We start from the raw sequence: 15,828 nt of genomic DNA, 5'->3' as shown, positions 1-15,828 counted from the left end.
GAAGGGGTAATGACATGACAGCACCAGCAAAAACATCGGCCGTCGTCCTGGCGGGCGCCATCCTGGCGGTGGGGGCAGCTTCCGCCGCGCCGATCCCGGCAGTAGAAAACCTGAAAGCACCGGAGAAAACCGTCACCCTCAATTACTTTGGGGGAGCGGTTCCGGCGGAGCGCGCCAATAAAATTATCGCAGCATTCGAGAAACGCTACCCGACGATTAAAATCAGCTACCACGCGGTGCCCTTCAACAGCTACAACGAAACGCTCGGTGCGCGCTTTGCCCAGGGTAACGTGGATATTTTCGACATCGACCAGCCGCAGAGCGCCAGCTACGCGATACGCGGCTGGGAAGCGGATTTAACGAATGCTTTCGCCTCGAAACGCCAGCTGATCGATCCGCCTGCGCTGAAAGAGTCGACCATCAACGGTAAGTTACTCAACCTGCCTTACCAGATTGGCACCACCTTCCTGTATTACAACAAAAAAGTACTGAAGCAAATCGGCGTGGCGTACCCGTCCAACAAGGCAGGTGAAGCGCCGACCTGGGAATGGGTGGAAGCCACGGCCCGCAAAGCGGTGGATGCGAAAGCCTCGTCTTACGGCGTGACGTTCTCCACCCCGGATATGTATTACTACCTCCAGCCGCTGGCGGAATCCCTTGGTGCCGGAACTGGCGTCAAAGGCGAGAATCAGCTTACGCCGGACGTTAATAATCCCGGATGGGCGAAGGCTCTGGGCTGGTATGGCAAACTGTACGCCGATGGCCTGGCGCCGCGTGGCGTGCGGGAAACGGCGCTGGCCTTCGCCAACGGCGACAGCGCGTTCTTTTATGGCGGCATCTGGAATTCGCCAACGATTACCAAAAATGCCAACTTAGATTTTGGCATCACCACCGCGCCTAAGTTTAAAGATGGCCAGGACGCCACCACCAGCGGCGGCTGGGCGTTAGGCGTCAGCGCGCTTTCCAGCCCGGAAAAGCAGCAGGCGGCCGCCTTATTCCTCAACTGGTATCTGTTTGGCGAGAACGGCGGTTTTATCTCTGCCGATCCGCAAACTGAAAACGTCCCGACCACCGAAGCAACCCGCGCGGTATTCTGGAAAAATCCGACCTACGCCGATCCGCGGCTGAGCGGCTTGCAGGATATTTTGACCTGGCAGGCGCAGCATTCCGCCCGCATTCGTCCGCAGACCGTGGGCGGCGCGGAGTTCACTCAGCTGATGGGCGCCGCCATTGGCGACATTATCAACGGTGCTGACGCGCAGAAAACGCTGGACGCGACTAATGCCAGACTGAAAGCCGCATGGAGAAAGTATCAGTGAGCAGCAGGGCTACCCGCCACGAAGCGCGCACCGCACTGTTACTGCTGACTCCGGCGCTGGCGCTGCTGTTGCTGCTGCGCATTATCCCGACCGGGGTAGCGATTGTGGAGTCGTTTTATACCTCGGTGCCGGGCAGCGTGATCCCGCCGAAGTGGGTTGGCTGGCAGAACTATCTCGATCTGTTCGAAGACCCCGGCTTCTGGGATTCCGTGTGGCGCACGCTGCTGTTCGCCGCGCTGGTCAATCCGCTGACCATGGTCTTCGCCCTGTTTCTCGCCTGGCTGCTGACGCGTAACGTGGCGCTAACCGGGGTGTGGCGCACGCTGGCTTTTCTGCCAACGGCTCTGCCGCTGATGGGGACCACGGTGGTGTTTGGCGTGCTGCTGCGCCCGGAAGGGGTGGTGAACAACCTGCTGACGCTGGCGCATCTGCCCACCAGCGGCTGGTTTACTGACGTCGACGGCGCGATGGCGGCGCTGGTGATCTTATCAACCTGGACGGCGGTAGGGTACTGGATGATTTTCCTGATTGCCGCCATCCGCGATGTACCGCAGGATTATTACGATGCGGCGATGCTGGACGGTGCCGGAGAATGGCGACAGTTTATCAATGTGACGCTGCCGCTGATCCAGCGGCAGCTGCTGTTTGTGCTGACGGCCAGCACGGTATGGAACTTTATCCTGTACGCCCCGATCAGCGCTCTGACCAAGGGCGGGCCTCAGGGCGCCAGTAACTTTCTTATGTACGACATCATTACCCGCTACTACGCCCTGAGTTCGCCGGGATCGGCACTGGCGGAGATGACCATCTTATTTGTATTAATGGGGATCACGGTATGGCTGCAATTCAGTCTGTTGAACCGGATGCGAAGCGTACCGTGAGGCATCATGTCGCCCTGCGGCGTCGCCAGCTGCGGCGGCTATTTGCCACCAGCGCGGCATTACTGATTTCGCTGCTGTTTGCCGTGCCCTTTATCTGGCTGGTGGCTTCGGCCTTCCGCCCGGTGACGGAGACCTTTCAGGCCCATGTGGATGTATGGACATTCCTACCACGCCGCTGGACGCTGGAAAATTTTACCTCGGCATTCAGCCGGGGCTTCGCCGCCAACTTATTTAACTCGCTGTGGGTGACGGGCGTTTCGGCGCTGGTGGGCACCGCGCTGGCGACCCTTGCGGCTTTTCCCCTGGCGGTGATGCGGTTTCCGGGGCGTGACTGGCTGTTTGTCGCCGTGGTATTCGCCTTCATGATCCCCTTTGAAGTCGTGGCGCTGCCGTTAACTACCGTGTTTACCCAGATGGGGCTGGCTAACACCCTGACAGCTCTGATAGTGCCGGGGCTGGTGCACGGTCTGGCGATTTTCAACCTGCGCCAGTTCTTTTTGAGCATTCCGCGTGAACAGCTGGAGGCCGCGCTGCTGGATGGCGCTTCCTGGTGGCGGATTCTGCTACAGATTTACCTGCCGCTGGTGCGTCCGGCGGTGATTGGTACGGCAATGATTCTGGCGATGGCGCAGTGGAATGCCTGGCTGTGGCCGTCGCTGATTATCACCGACAACAGTAAGCAAACCGGCGCCGTGGCGATGGGTCTGTCCGATTCGGCCTATACCCAGGACTACGGTCTGGCCTTTGCCGAAGTCTTCATCCTCGCGCTGATCCCGGCGCTGCTGATCTTTTTCGGTCAGCGTTCTTTTACCCGCTCGCTGAGCCACACCGGCGGCAAATAATATGCTGGATGCAGCAGGAGAATAGCATGACACAACGCGTTGAATTTCTTGATGAGCGACCGGACCCCAATACCCCGTGGACGCCGCCCGAAAACCGTTTCAAGCGGTATGCCTATAACCGGGTCGGCAACAGTGGTCTGGTGGTTTCGCCCCTCGCGCTCGGGACCTGGTACAACTTTGGCGACGACACGCCGTTCCAGAAGCAGCGCGACATCGTCCGTTTTGCCTTTGAGAACGGCATTAACCACATTGATATCGCCAACCAGTACGGGCCGCCGCTGGGCGCTGCCGAAGAGAACATTGGCCGCATACTGCGTAAAGACTTCCGCCCGTACCGCAATGAGCTGGTGATTGCCACCAAAGCGGGCTGGCCGCAGTGGCTTGGGCCAAACGGCCGTCTCGGCGGTAAAAAGCACCTGCTGGGCAGCATTGATGAATCGCTGGCACGTCTGGGCCTCGATCATGTGGATATTTTCTATTCCCATCGCTATGACCCGGACACGCCGCTGCATGAAACCATTGAAGCGCTGGACACCCTCGTCCGTCAGGGGAAAGCGCTGTATGTCGGTATTTCGTCCTATTCGGCGCAACGTTCCCGCGAGGCTCTCAGCATTGCTAAAGAGCTGGGCACGCCGCTGCTGGTCAATCAGTCATCTTACTCGCTGCTTAACCGCTGGATTGAAGACGAACTGCTGAGCGACCTCGCGCAGTCCGGCGCGGCGGCGATAGCCTTCACGCCGCTGGCGCAGGGGCTGCTGGCCGATCGTTATTTGCAGGGGTTTGAGGTGCAGCGTGCGCAGCGCCGTACTTATATCACCGCTGAGGCGCAATCCGAAGACAACCTTCGCCGTCTGCGCGGGCTGGCTGCTATCGCGGCGGAACGCGGCCAGACGCTGTCGCAGCTGGCGATAGCCTGGACGCTGCGCGACCCGCGCGTGGCTTCGACGCTGGTGGGCGTTTCCAGCAAAGAGCAGCTGGCTGAGAATCTGAAAGCGCTGGATAACCTGGCCTTCAGCAGCGAAGAACTGGCGCAGATTGACAACTTCGCGGTGCACGATGGCGGCGTAAATCCGTGGAAAGTGTCGTCCGAACTGTAAAAGGAATATGACGTGGCAGGTCAGCAATATGATGTGGCGGTGGTGGGGCTGGGCGCGATGGGGGCCGCAGCGCTGTGGCGTCTGGCGGAACGGGGGGTGAGGGCGATCGGCATTGATCGGTTTACTCCGCCTCACGATCTCGGCGCTACCCACGGTCAGACCCGGCTGTTCCGTACTTTCTGCCTGGAGCACCCTGCGCTGGGGGAGTATGCCCGCTTATCCCGTAACCTGTTTCAGCAACTGGAACAGCACACGGGAGAAAGCCTGCTGTCGGTGACGGGAGGAACCATTATCGGCCATCCCGATTCACTGGCGGTGAGCGGCACGCGTCGGGCCGCAGAACGGCTCGGCGTAACGCTGAACCTGTGGACCGCCGCAGAGCTTGCGGCGCGGCAGCCGCAGCATCTCGGGTTACGCGCTGATGATGTGGCGGTGTTTGATGCTGAAGCGGGAGTGGCGAACCCGGAAGGTTTTATTCGCGCGGCATTGCAGCGCGCCGGAGAGCTGTCGGCAAAGGTGCTGACGCAGGTGAGCGTCAGGGCGATTGAGGATGACGGCAACGGGGTGCGTATTGCTACCTCGGCAGGGGAAGTGCGGGCCGATCAGGTCGTGCTGGCGAGCGGGGCCTGGTTAGCGCGTTTTGCTCCTGATCTCCCGCTCGATCCTATTCGCACGGTGATGACCTGGTTTGACGCTGCGCCGGGCTACGGCCTGGCTGAGTTTCCGGTGTTTGTGCGTGAAATTCACCCGGCGCTGACCCTGTGGGGCCACGGCGCTTTACCCGGCGGAGCGGTGAAGCTTGGTCTTGGTGATATCGGCGTACCCCGTAGCTCGCTCGATCCTGACCATATTGACCGGCATATCACTCGCGAGGATACCGCCGAGCTGCGCCAGACCGTTAGCCAGTGGCTGGGGGGGATTGATGCGCAACCGGTTAGCGCCCATCCGTGCATGATCACCCGTACGCCTGATGCGCAGTTTATCGTCGGACGCTACCGCAGAAACGTGCTGGTGGCAGGCGGTGACAGCGGTCATGCCTTTAAACATGCCCCGGCTATCGGTGAGATCATCGCCGCAGAGGCGGTTGGCAAGACGGTTGAGCTCGACACGGCGTTTATCGCTCCGCAGCGGTTTTTATAACAACAGAGAACGACATGGGACAATTAGTATTACGGGGCGTGGGAAAAACTTTCCACGGTCAGAGCGTGGTACAGGACATCGATCTGACCATTGAGGAAGGCGAATTTGTGGTGATTGTCGGCCCGTCCGGCAGCGGTAAATCCACGCTGCTACGGATGATCGCGGGCCTGGAAGATATCAGTACCGGCGAGATGTTTCTGGATGGTCAACTGATAAACGATACGCTGCCTCAGGGGCGCAGTATCGGCATGGTATTCCAGTCTTATGCCCTCTACCCGCATATGACGGTTGCGGAGAATATGGCATATGGCCTGACGCTGGCGAAGCGGCCGAAACCAGAGATCGCCCGGCGGGTCAGTGAGGCGGCAAGTATTTTACAGCTCACGCCGCTGCTGGAGCGTAAACCGGCGATGCTGTCCGGCGGACAGCGTCAGCGGGTGGCCATTGGCCGCGCGCTGGTGAAAGAGCCAGCCCTGTTTCTGTTTGATGAACCCTTATCCAATCTCGATGCCGCTTTGCGCGTGGACATGCGCGTACAGATAGCGCGTCTGCATCAAAAGCTGCGCTCCACCATGATTTACGTCACTCACGATCAGGTGGAGGCGATGACCCTGGCGGATCGCATCGTCATGATGTCGTCGGGCAGTGTTGCCCAGGTGGGGACGCCGCTGGCGTTGTATCATCATCCGGCCACGCTGGAAGTGGCTACCTTTATCGGTTCGCCGCGAATGAATATTCTGCCGGTGAGGATCGAGGAGAACAGCGAGCAGGGCATTACAATCAGTTTGCCTGGCGATGTACCGCTGGTGGTGGCGGCGGATGGTCGTTATGCCGTCGCGGGTGAGCAGGCATGGCTGGGAGTGCGTCCGGAACATTTATCCTCAGAGGATGCCGTCGGGCCGCAGCTGGCCGCTACGCTGATGCTGAGTGAAAACCTTGGTCACGAAACGTTGCTCTATTACCAGGTTGAAGGGGTTGAGGAGCCGCTGATACAGCGTATTGCCGGGGAATCGCAGCGTAAAGTCGGCGTGGCGGTACAGTTGGGTATCAGCAGCCGCTATGTTCAACTGTTCTCTGCCAGCGGTAAGGCATTTCCCCGGCTGTGAGTTGGTTGGGAGCCGGGGTTAAGGGCGCGCCATGTTAAAACGGGCGCCTGGCGGCAGAAGGGGATATATGCGGGATTTCCCAGAAGTATCGCAATCTGTCAATCAGCCGGTCAAAAGTGCCGGGACAGCTCTTCCCCGGCACCATGACTTTGCCTGCAATTGTTCTGCGGTATCCACTGGGAATGGTTTTCATTCCTGATGTGCTGGGATGCGGGCAATGACCTTAATTTCAAAATCGAATCCAGCAAGCCAGTTAACGCCAACGGCAGTCCAGTTCGGATAAGGCGGCTGCGGAAAAATAGATTGTTTCACCTGCATAATCGTTGAAAACTGATTTTCCGGATCGGTATGAAAGGTGGTGACATCAATCAGATCGTCGAACGTACACCCTGCGGCAGCAAGCGTTGCCTCCAGGTTATCAAACGCAAGCCGCACCTGCGCGGCAAAATCAGGCTCCGGCGTACCGTCGGCGCGGCTACCTACCTGACCCGAAACAAACAGCAGATCGCCAGAGCGGATCGCGGCGGAATAACCGTGCTTTTCATAAAGTTCGTGGCGACTGGCAGGGAAGACAGGTTCACGGTGGATCATAGCGTTTCCTTTTCTTGAGTCAGCGTGTCATGCGGGATGCACGGCTCGCATAATTAATTTAATATACGCAGCGTATGCTAAATTAATCACACATACGCCTCGTATGTCAAATGACATACGCTATGTATGTCAAAAGGAGAGCGCATGGTTGCCAAACGCCGCACCGAAACGATGGAAGAGAACCGCGAGAAACTGATTACGGCAGCGCGAAAAGCATTTGCCGAAAAAGGGTTTGCCGCCGCATCAATGGATGAACTAACCGCCAGCGTCGGTCTGACACGCGGCGCGCTGTACCACAATTTTGGCGATAAAAAAGGGCTACTTGCCGCTGTTGTCGACCGGGTGGATGGTGAAATGGCACAGCGAGCGAAAGCTGCCGCCGCTACCGCCAGTGACGACTGGGAAAGGCTGCTGGCTGAAGGAATTGCCTACATCAAGCTGGCACTGGATGCAGAGGTGAGGCGCATCGTTCTGCTTGATGGTCCGGCTTTTCTTGGCGATCCCGCACAATGGCCGAGCCAGAATAGCTGCCTTGACGCTACCCGCCAGAGCGTTATAAAGATGATCGAACAGGGCATACTCAAACCTGTGGATGCGGATGCCGCCGCCTGTCTGTTAAATAGTGCCGCGCTGAATGCCGCGCTGTGGATAGCGAGCAGCGACGATCCACAGCAGGCGCTGCCAAAAGTTATTGAGGTGTTTACGCTACTGGCAAGCGGATTGCGTAATCGTCCTGATAAACCCCAATGAAGCCGCTGGTAGGGGGGAGGGAACGGGCGACAACTTGATCGCGTGGGCAAGGCCCTGCTAGCGGATTGAGTAAACGAAACGTCATCATTAATTTCAGTGAGTTGCATTTATGCTACGCTTAAATTATCGGTTTCCTCGCGAGGTTTTTTTTATGTTAAAAAATTCAGTTAACTTCATTTCTCATAAACTCATGTGCGTTCACCATTTACTCCGCAGATAACCGGTAAGACAACGGTTACTGAATTTTTATTACTGATCTGACAACCAGAGGTTGTTGACTGGATATAAGGGAAAAGAATGCTAACGATATTCGATGAGTTATCTGGTGCTCCAACTTGGGTGCCTGCGGTATTGCTCGTCACTCTCTCGCTCGCACTGGGATTTCTGGCCCGATTTATACTTCTCCGGTTCATCCGCTACTGGCAGAATCGAGACCGGAAGCTCTTCAAATCACTTGAAAAAAATCTTCGTGGATCAATGTTTCTTTTCATTCCCTTACTGTTAATAAATGTAGGGATTAATTATATTACCATTCAGCCAAACTCTCTCGGTTTTATTACGTCCACCCTTAATACCTTTATTATATTATCATTTTGCTCCATTTTTATTCGATTGATTAATGTTGCGCAGGATATGCTTTTTATCCGCTATGACATTAATCTTTCGAATAATCTTCGTGCCCGTAAAATTCGCACTCAGATAATGTATGTAAAAAAGGTCGCTATTGTCCTACTCGTGTCATTCTGTCTTACTCTGATACTTCTCAGTTTTCCCGGTTTTCGAAAATTCGGCACAACAATCTTAGCCGGCGCAGGGGTTGCCGGAATAATCATTGGGTTTGCCCTGCAGAAGTCGCTTGTCAACCTGTTTGCCGGAATTCAGATAGCTTTTACGCAACCTATAAAAATTGATGATGCTGTCGTCGTCGAAAATGAATGGGGCTGGATAGAGGAGATCAATCTGACTTATGTCGTTGTGCGTATCTGGGATCTGCGCCGACTGGTGCTGCCCATTACTTACTTTACAGAAAATCCTTTCCAGAACTGGACGCGTAATAACGCACAGATATTAGGCTCTGTTTTTCTTTACCTCGATTATTCCATGCCATTAGATCCTCTCCGCAAGCATTTTGAAAAAGTCCTCAGTGAAACAAAACTCTGGGATCAACAGACCCAGGTGCTCCAGGTAACCGATACTACTGACAAAACCATGACTATCAGATTATTGATGACGGCACAGAATTCCCCAACGGCCTGGGATTTACGCTGCTACGTGCGGGAAAAAATGATTGAGTTTATTCAGCAAAATTATCCGCAGAGCCTTCCTCGCGTGAGGGCTACGCTGACCGATTCGGTAGCCGATAGTCCTAAAGGTCAGTAGTTAATCATTTTCATTTTTCGGTTTACCGTGGAAGGCACAGCGTGCTGCGTGAGCACCAGGACAACTGAACTTCCGCTCCTCGCTCTAAGTTGGCACATTGAGCCTTTTACAGGCTGTTTTGTGCCAGGAGCGGACGTTGCTGACATTAGTTTGTGTTGATTAACGGGGAGCAGGTCAGTTGGAGTTGCGAACTTCCGGTTTTCGCTCTTAGCCGACCTGGCAGCTCGGCTAGTCTGTCCGCTATGTGGCAATTGCGGAGTTTGAAGCAGAAATGTCATCGTTACGTGATGAAACAGATGACGGCTGATGTTTATTTTTCGTAAGGTAACAGATGATTTTAAAGCCAAAGAGGGAGTAATCATGAGCAGGTTTCAGGGAAAACGCATACTAATCACTGGCGGTACCAGTGGCATGGGACTGGCAGGTGCACAGCGCATTGTTAGTGAGGGCGGTCATGTAGCCATTACCGGGCTCAATGATGAAAGGCTGGAGCGCGCCCGTAGCCTGCTGCCTGAGTCATCTCTTATTCTGAAAAACGATGCTGCCAGCGAAGCAGATATAAGTGATCTTCAGGTAGCTATAAGCGGCTGGGGTTCACTTGACGGATTATGGCTTAATGCCGGCTTCGCAGAGGTAGGCTCTCCTGAGTCTGTAACGGCAAATGCATTTACTCGTATGATGAATGCTAATGTCCGTGGTCCGATGCTACAGCTTGCAGCCCTCTCTGGATCACTCAATTCCGGTGCGTCAGTTCTTGTCACCTCATCTTCTTCTGTTTATGAAGGTGCGGCAATGACCAGCCTCTATGCAGCAACGAAAGGCGCCATTATCGCTATGGTTAAAAGCTGGGCCTCTGCACTGGCTGAACGCCGTATCCGCGCCAATACATTGGTACCGGGCCCGATTGAAACTAACTTCAGGCATTTTATGCCTGAAGAGTCGCGTCAGCAGTTTGAGGATTTTGTGGTCAGCCAGGTTCCTCTCGGCCGGGCAGGAACAGCAGAAGAAGCTGCCGCAGTTGCGCTTTTCCTCCTTTCCGATGACGCCTCCTATGTTACCGGCAGCCAGTACGCCGTAGATGGTGGACTAGTACATTACTGAAGATCGCTCCGACTTAACTGCACACTGCATCGGGCGCCATTTATGAATATGTTTAACGCCAGTGTATTGACTCCATGACGCTCGGCGTATTGACCCTAAGTGACAGTTATTCTGATGTCACGATTTGTTATGGCTGGCCGACAAAAAGCGTAATTTCTTTGCCAGCCTGCTGTCTGTTGCGTAATGTCGGGTTTTTGTTAAGTGGTGTTATCCGAGATACTCAATGATTGACAACCCGCCGTTGTAATCGGTGCTGTAAATAATGCCCTGCGCATCGACAAAAACATCACAACTTTGAATGACCTGAGGACGATCCGGGCGCTTATCCATCATGCGTGCGGGGGCAGCGGGTACCAGCGCTCCGGCTTCTTTCGGTTGAAAGGGATTGGAGATGTCATAGGCGCGCACACCGGCATTCTGATAGGTAGCGAAAATCAGAGTATCGCTTATAAAGCTGCCGGGACGGTTCTCATGCAGGTTATGAGGACCGAAATGGGCGCCTTTGGCAACGTAATCAAGTTCATTCGGCTGCGGAAAGGTGGCAATGCTAATCGGGTTCGCGGGTTCACGAATATCAAAGAGCCAAATTAACTTCTCACCATCCTGCTGCTCGTCCAGCACGGCTTCATCCAGCACCACCAGAAGATCCCGCGTTGGTAAAGGCAGAGCTGTATGCGTACCCCCACCAAACGGTGGGCTCCAGTTGCGATGGCTAATTAACTGCGGCGCCGCCCGATCGGTAACATCCAGCAATGTCAGGCCGCCATCGCGCCAGCAACCGTATGCCGTATAGCCACTGATAATCGCATGATGCAGCGCGTAGCGTTTGTTTTGTTCCCAATCGGTTTTTTCACCGCCTGCCGTATGCATGCCCGGTAACCACCATCGGCCCACTACCTGTGGCTGGCGCGGGTTGGCCAGATCGATCGTCAGCAGAATATAATCACTGAAACCGTCGATCAACGCAGAAACATAGGCCCAGCGTCCACCGACATACCAGATACGGTGAATGCCTATACCGTCGATATGTAGAAAAGCAATCTCTTGCGGCTGCTCAGGCGATGAGATATCAAAAATCCTCAGACCTGATTGCCAGCTCTTCTCCTGAATATCGGCGGTGGTGTTGCCGACTGATTGAGTGTAGTAAACCTTCTCATCAGCAAAACGCACATCGGCAAACAGATCGCGCGCGTTAATTACCAGCAGCAAGTCATCGTGAGCCTGAAGATGCACACTCCAGGTGCCGGGCGGCGCGGCAACATAATTAACGGTTTTTGGCTGACGCGGATCGCGCACGTCAACCACGCTAAATCCCTGCGATACCATATGACCAATATAGGCAAAGCCGCGATGTACCATGACCTGTACGCCATCAGGGCGGCCGCCCTGATGGCTGTGACCAATTAGCCGCATATTGCGGCTGTATTCCGGTTTGGAAAGCTGTGTCATACGTAACCTCACCTGGCTTTCGCGGCAAGGGTGGCAAACCACGGGGCAACGAAATCGCTGCTCTGGCCCCAGCCGGGGATTACTTTCTGCAATCCTGCCACGTTCGCCACGCCTGACTGACTATTTATCAATTCCTGGGTAATCACCGCACCTTTAAATTCATAGTGAGAAGGTGTGGGTTCACCGGCAATCTTGTACGCCAGCAGACGCATGTTCACTATACCAATCAGCCTGGGATCGACCGCCACGCTGACTTTCCATGGGCTGTTTTTCTCGCGCATCAGTTGTAAATCCTGATTTGACATATCAATGCTGTAGAGTTTTATCTCGGTGCGGCCATTCTCCTGTAATGCTTTGTATGCACCCTGGCTGAATGCATCCCAGGCGCCCCAGATCGCGTCGATTTTGCCTTTGGGATACTTTGCCAGAATCGCCCCAATCTTGTTGGCTGTATCGCCCTGTACATCCGCCGACACCGCGCCAACAGACTCCAGTTCATGAATGCCCGGATTGGCTTTGGCAATGCGCTGCCACTCGGCCTGACGGCGCTCCATTGGCGGGAAACCCGCCACCCACAGCTTGACGATGTTGGCTTTACCGTTGAAATCCTTGATCAACGGTTTCAGCGATTCCTGTGTTAACGAGGCATCGTCCTGCTGAGTCACCGTCACGCCATCTGGTACGTTATCCACTGCGGTATCAAATACTGATACCGCAATACCGTTGTCGTGAATGCGTTTCACCAAATTTTCGGAGTAGGGCGCGCGGCCCTGCGACAGAATAATGCCGTCGTATTTTTGGCTGATTGCCTGGTTTACGAAGTCCTGAAATCGTGCATCGTCACCCTGACTCAGAAACGTGCTGACTTTAAAGCCCAATTGCTTACCTTGCTGAATAGCACCGGCAACAAACTGTGTCGTGTTATCGTCAGATCCCAGGTTACGGATCACCGCAATCCGTACCGGACCCTGATGCGCTGCCAGTTTAGCGGGCAAGGGCGGTAATGAAACTGCGGCTGCGGCTGCGGTACTAAGCAGAGCCAGCGTAACCAGTGAAAAGGCCCAATTTTTCATATTTTCCCCGAAAAAAGATGAATAAGTTGCAGATGGCGATCCGCCAGATTTTGGTTGTAATAAATAAGAGATCTGAGCGGATTTTTTATCCTCTTTAGCAATTTGGCAATCAAGTAAAATGCATAAGTTAAGCCATATAAATCATTAGTTTTGCCGGTGCTGGCGGCAGACTATAGTGAATTATTTCTGCGGGGAAATCTCATGAGCGAGCACCATATTCAGGTCGTGCCAGGGCCGGCCAATTACTATTCCCATCCCGGTGCGATAGCCCGTTTAGCGGATTACTACAGTGAGGCCCAGCTGTGTAAGGCGTTTTGGGTCACCGGGCAACAGGCACTCGCTGCAGCCCGGCCGTGGTTACAGCCCTGGCTGGATTTGCCGGGCGCAAAGCTCTCTGTTTTTAGTGGGCATTGCAGCGAGTCTGAAGTAGCCGCATTGGCGCAGGTGGCGGGGGAGGATCGTCATGTGGTGATTGGCGTCGGGGGCGGCACGGTACTGGATACCGCGAAAGCGCTGGCACACCGATTGGGATTACCTGTGGTCACTCTTCCTACCATTGCTGCGACCTGCGCGGCCTGGACACCGTTGTCGGTCTGGTACAACGATGCGGGCGAGGCTCTCAAATTTGAGATATTCCCCAAGGCCAACCATTTATTGCTGCTCGAGCCGCAAATCATCCTGCAAGCCCCTTCGCGTTATTTACTGGCGGGCATTGGGGATACCCTGGCGAAATGGTATGAAGCGGTAGTGCTGGCAACCGACCCTGCCGCGTTACCCCTTACGGTCCGTCTTGGACTGGATGTGGCGAAAACCGTGCGCGATCTGCTGTTAAAAAAAAGCGAGTCAGCATTGGCTGACCAGCGGGCGCAGCAATTAACCCAGGCGTTTTGCGATGTGGTGGATGCTATTGTGGCGGGAGGGGGGATGGTCGGCGGATTGGGGGAACGCTATACGCGCATTGCAGCAGCGCATGCTGTACATAATGGTTTAACCGTTCTGCCACAAACGGCGCAGTTCCTGCACGGTACCAAAGTGGCGTACGGCATTTTGGTGCAGAGTGCGCTGCTGGGACAGGATGACGTCACCGCACAGCTGATTGAAGCCTATAAACGCTTCGAACTCCCCACTACGCTGGCTCAACTGGCGATTGACATTCAGCAACGAGATCAAGTTGACCGTATCATTCAACACACGTTACGTCCCGTGGAGTCGATTCATTATTTGCCAATTACGCTGACGCCTGCCACCTTACGGGCGGCGCTGGAAAAGGTGGAAGCGCTGGGGCAATAAGCGCCATCCGGTCAAGGGCACTGAGCAGAGCGCCACTCAGGATTCTTGCTCCAGCTACGCTTCTTCATGGCGATGCCCTCACGTTACTGATGAAGACGTTAATAACATCACGGTGTATTAATCAACGGAGAGCAGGTCAGTGCTTCAATCTGGAAGTTAGCTACTTACTTTGTACTTTGAAAGTACACCCTGGTTGCATCAATAGTATACTATTGCGAAACGAGGATTGGTGACGTATAGTTACTGCAACTTATTTGTTTATAACTACAGTCAGGTACAAGATTATGTCTCCCGCACAAGCTAAACAGAAGCAGCATGAACGCTACGATGCCTTAGCAGTGCAAGTTGCGCATGGTCGTGCCGGGTACAAACCCGCCGTGAAAAGTCGTTTCAGCAAGTCAGCCAGCAACAAGTTTGCCCACGCTATCGCCTTTGCCTGATCCCGAACTTTGAAGCACAATAAACCATCATTCGCTGATGGTTTTTTTATGCCTGTTCAAGACGTTATTCCCTCCTATGAGCAGATGTATCTGCAAAATCAGCAGCTGATCTGCAATGCTGACCAGTTCAAATATGCCGTTATTACAGTCGGCGGCCAGGCCGTGCAATACTGGATATCCTATTATCATGCACAATACGGAGACAGGTTGCCTGACGAACGCCTCGTCACTTCTGTTGACTGCGACTATAGCGCCCGGAAAGAGGACATTGCGGCCATAGCCAAAACACTCAATGTTAAGACGTGGCAGAACAAAGACGGCCAGCCACCATCCCTCGCGCAGTTCATGCTGATAGATCAGGACACGCACGATATCAAGCAGGATGATGGGCGTAAATTTGCCAACCCGAATGCGCCAGACGAAGCAAATACGGTGGATATTATCGACCGGCCCGGAGGTTTTGAGCGTTCTGATTTTCTGGGGGATAAACTTTACCTTCATACCACCCCGTTTTATGTGGAGGCAACCGGCCCCGGTATGCCGGAAATGAGCGAAAAGGTCAGGGTCTTGAATCCTATTGCCTGTATGCGCTCCCGCTTCAGTAACCTCATTGATTTACGACGTGCCCCTGAAATTGAGATCGCCCGAATCAACGCGCTTAAAATCCCATGTTACTTCTTTCTTATCGACCAGTTTGATGTTGAACCGTACAGGATTGCTCGGGAAATGTTTATGGAACTTTGGCAGTTGGCGAGCAATGAGAATTGTCTTCGTCAGCAGGCATTCTGGCACACCTGGCAGGGGCCGTTATTGGAGAAGCAGCAAAGTAACAACATAACACTGTTAGACGTACTGGAACGAGTGCATCAATTTCTGGTAGAGCATCCTGATGACTTTAATATCCCAGAAGCCTTAGTCACCAAAGATCTGCCACTGAGACTTGCGCAGTTGCGTGACCGATTTAAACGCTATATTACGCTCAACAATGAACAGGCGGTAAGAGGACGGAGAGGATATGAACGTAATCGCCGTGATGATTAGCTGCAGTGAATCGCCACGGTTTTAGTAGCCATCTTTCAGATTAATAGCTGAGTATTAATATCGGCTCCTCGCTCACAGTGGGCGATGTACAAACCCGGGGCTGCCCTGTCCCGGGAGCGGACGTTACAAACGTAATGTCTGTCAACGAGTTTAGAAAATCCTGACCTGGTAAATCATTCATAAAAAGCAGGGGAAAGACGTAACGAAGACCATTGCCCGGAGTCATGTCCGTAAACTACCAACGCCGCATTTTCGCTTTTAGCCAGGTCTGCAATTTTCTGCGTACTCAGCCTGATTCCTGGCTCATCATGTACTGGTCAAGTTAAAC

15 protein-coding genes are annotated in these 15,828 nt (G+C 54.2%); 12 read left to right on the top strand and 3 right to left on the bottom strand.

Annotation, left to right across the window (positions count from 1 at the left end; genetic code table 11):
• Positions 1 to 14 precede the first annotated feature (14 nt).
• Genes NG99_RS12280 through NG99_RS12255 form a run of 6 tightly spaced genes read left to right on the top strand, consistent with a single transcriptional unit; the run spans position 15 to position 6,385 of the window.
• Positions 15 to 1,319 carry an extracellular solute-binding protein gene (locus tag NG99_RS12280; RefSeq protein WP_034892939.1) on the top strand — a complete coding sequence of 435 codons (1,305 nt, stop codon included), beginning with the start codon at positions 15 to 17 and terminating at the stop codon, positions 1,317 to 1,319.
• Positions 1,316 to 2,200, top strand: coding sequence for a carbohydrate ABC transporter permease (locus tag NG99_RS12275; protein ID WP_198138766.1), 885 nt, complete (start codon positions 1,316 to 1,318; stop codon positions 2,198 to 2,200). Before NG99_RS12280 ends, NG99_RS12275 begins: the two co-directional genes overlap by 4 nt.
• The gene (locus NG99_RS12270) at positions 2,155 to 3,042 is read left to right on the top strand and encodes a carbohydrate ABC transporter permease (protein WP_052130679.1); all 888 of its coding nucleotides are present in this window, start codon (positions 2,155 to 2,157) and stop codon (positions 3,040 to 3,042) included. Before NG99_RS12275 ends, NG99_RS12270 begins: the two co-directional genes overlap by 46 nt.
• Before the next feature lie 26 nt (positions 3,043 to 3,068).
• Positions 3,069 to 4,139, top strand: a complete 1,071-nt coding sequence (locus NG99_RS12265; protein WP_034892933.1) for an aldo/keto reductase — start codon at positions 3,069 to 3,071, stop codon at positions 4,137 to 4,139.
• A 12-nt stretch (positions 4,140 to 4,151) separates the two neighbouring features.
• Positions 4,152 to 5,279, top strand: coding sequence for an N-methyl-L-tryptophan oxidase (solA, locus tag NG99_RS12260; RefSeq protein WP_034892930.1), 1,128 nt, complete (start codon positions 4,152 to 4,154; stop codon positions 5,277 to 5,279).
• Positions 5,280 to 5,293: 14 nt separating this feature from the next.
• Positions 5,294 to 6,385, top strand: a complete 1,092-nt coding sequence (locus NG99_RS12255) for an ABC transporter ATP-binding protein (protein ID WP_034892927.1) — start codon at positions 5,294 to 5,296, stop codon at positions 6,383 to 6,385.
• Between the two features lie 189 nt (positions 6,386 to 6,574).
• Here the strand turns inward: NG99_RS12255 and NG99_RS12250 are convergent, their stop codons facing one another.
• Positions 6,575 to 6,976 carry a RidA family protein gene (locus tag NG99_RS12250; RefSeq protein ID WP_034892924.1) on the bottom strand — a complete coding sequence of 134 codons (402 nt, stop codon included), beginning with the start codon at positions 6,974 to 6,976 and terminating at the stop codon, positions 6,575 to 6,577.
• Positions 6,977 to 7,120: 144 nt separating this feature from the next.
• Here NG99_RS12250 and NG99_RS12245 point away from each other — a divergent pair, with 144 nt between their 5' ends.
• The 3 genes from NG99_RS12245 to NG99_RS12235 all read left to right on the top strand — a co-directional run bounded on the left by NG99_RS12245 (position 7,121) and on the right by NG99_RS12235 (position 10,207).
• The gene (locus NG99_RS12245; protein ID WP_034892922.1) at positions 7,121 to 7,726 is read left to right on the top strand and encodes a TetR/AcrR family transcriptional regulator; all 606 of its coding nucleotides are present in this window, start codon (positions 7,121 to 7,123) and stop codon (positions 7,724 to 7,726) included.
• A 297-nt stretch (positions 7,727 to 8,023) separates the two neighbouring features.
• Positions 8,024 to 9,106: a mechanosensitive ion channel family protein gene (locus NG99_RS12240; protein WP_034892919.1), complete on the top strand. Its 1,083-nt coding sequence runs from the start codon at positions 8,024 to 8,026 to the stop codon at positions 9,104 to 9,106.
• A 360-nt stretch (positions 9,107 to 9,466) separates the two neighbouring features.
• Positions 9,467 to 10,207, top strand: coding sequence for an SDR family oxidoreductase (locus NG99_RS12235; protein ID WP_034893166.1), 741 nt, complete (start codon positions 9,467 to 9,469; stop codon positions 10,205 to 10,207).
• A 207-nt stretch (positions 10,208 to 10,414) separates the two neighbouring features.
• Here NG99_RS12235 and NG99_RS12230 read toward each other — a convergent pair whose 3' ends face one another.
• Both NG99_RS12230 and NG99_RS12225 read right to left on the bottom strand, forming a co-directional pair.
• Complete coding sequence (locus NG99_RS12230; RefSeq protein WP_034892916.1) at positions 10,415 to 11,656, bottom strand: LVIVD repeat-containing protein; 1,242 nt, start codon at positions 11,654 to 11,656, stop codon at positions 10,415 to 10,417.
• A gap of 8 nt (positions 11,657 to 11,664) precedes the next feature.
• Complete coding sequence (locus tag NG99_RS12225; protein WP_034892914.1) at positions 11,665 to 12,729, bottom strand: sugar ABC transporter substrate-binding protein; 1,065 nt, start codon at positions 12,727 to 12,729, stop codon at positions 11,665 to 11,667.
• A gap of 201 nt (positions 12,730 to 12,930) precedes the next feature.
• On the opposite strand from NG99_RS12225, the gene NG99_RS12220 reads away from it, so the two are divergent.
• The 3 genes from NG99_RS12220 to NG99_RS12215 all read left to right on the top strand — a co-directional run bounded on the left by NG99_RS12220 (position 12,931) and on the right by NG99_RS12215 (position 15,500).
• The gene (locus tag NG99_RS12220; protein WP_034892913.1) at positions 12,931 to 14,019 is read left to right on the top strand and encodes an oxidoreductase; all 1,089 of its coding nucleotides are present in this window, start codon (positions 12,931 to 12,933) and stop codon (positions 14,017 to 14,019) included.
• A gap of 284 nt (positions 14,020 to 14,303) precedes the next feature.
• Positions 14,304 to 14,459: a hypothetical protein gene (locus NG99_RS29710; RefSeq protein WP_198138765.1), complete on the top strand. Its 156-nt coding sequence runs from the start codon at positions 14,304 to 14,306 to the stop codon at positions 14,457 to 14,459.
• A 48-nt stretch (positions 14,460 to 14,507) separates the two neighbouring features.
• Entirely contained in the window at positions 14,508 to 15,500 is a 993-nt protein-coding gene (locus NG99_RS12215; protein ID WP_084110511.1) for a hypothetical protein, read from the top strand.
• The last annotated feature ends 328 nt before the right edge of the window (positions 15,501 to 15,828 follow it).

This window comes from Erwinia typographi (assembly GCF_000773975.1).
In the GTDB taxonomy this organism is placed as follows: domain Bacteria; phylum Pseudomonadota; class Gammaproteobacteria; order Enterobacterales; family Enterobacteriaceae; genus Erwinia; species Erwinia typographi.
The sequence above is the reverse complement of the archived record's forward strand: the minus strand, read 5'-3'. Positions and strand labels throughout refer to the sequence as shown.

Bases quoted from the DNA above. Each gene is read 5' to 3' on its own strand.
- NG99_RS12280 (WP_034892939.1), top strand. From the start codon at position 15: ATGACAGCACCAGCAAAAACATCGGCCGTCGTCCTGGCGGGCGCCATC.
- NG99_RS12270 (WP_052130679.1), top strand. From the start codon at position 2,155: ATGGCTGCAATTCAGTCTGTTGAACCGGATGCGAAGCGTACCGTGAGG.
- NG99_RS12265 (WP_034892933.1), top strand. From the start codon at position 3,069: ATGACACAACGCGTTGAATTTCTTGATGAGCGACCGGACCCCAATACC.
- NG99_RS12255 (WP_034892927.1), top strand. From the start codon at position 5,294: ATGGGACAATTAGTATTACGGGGCGTGGGAAAAACTTTCCACGGTCAG.
- NG99_RS12250 (WP_034892924.1), bottom strand. From the start codon at position 6,976: ATGATCCACCGTGAACCTGTCTTCCCTGCCAGTCGCCACGAACTTTAT.
- NG99_RS12245 (WP_034892922.1), top strand. From the start codon at position 7,121: ATGGTTGCCAAACGCCGCACCGAAACGATGGAAGAGAACCGCGAGAAA.
- NG99_RS12240 (WP_034892919.1), top strand. From the start codon at position 8,024: ATGCTAACGATATTCGATGAGTTATCTGGTGCTCCAACTTGGGTGCCT.
- NG99_RS12235 (WP_034893166.1), top strand. From the start codon at position 9,467: ATGAGCAGGTTTCAGGGAAAACGCATACTAATCACTGGCGGTACCAGT.
- NG99_RS12230 (WP_034892916.1), bottom strand. From the start codon at position 11,656: ATGACACAGCTTTCCAAACCGGAATACAGCCGCAATATGCGGCTAATT.
- NG99_RS12225 (WP_034892914.1), bottom strand. From the start codon at position 12,729: ATGAAAAATTGGGCCTTTTCACTGGTTACGCTGGCTCTGCTTAGTACC.
- NG99_RS12220 (WP_034892913.1), top strand. From the start codon at position 12,931: ATGAGCGAGCACCATATTCAGGTCGTGCCAGGGCCGGCCAATTACTAT.
- NG99_RS29710 (WP_198138765.1), top strand. From the start codon at position 14,304: ATGTCTCCCGCACAAGCTAAACAGAAGCAGCATGAACGCTACGATGCC.
- NG99_RS12215 (WP_084110511.1), top strand. From the start codon at position 14,508: ATGCCTGTTCAAGACGTTATTCCCTCCTATGAGCAGATGTATCTGCAA.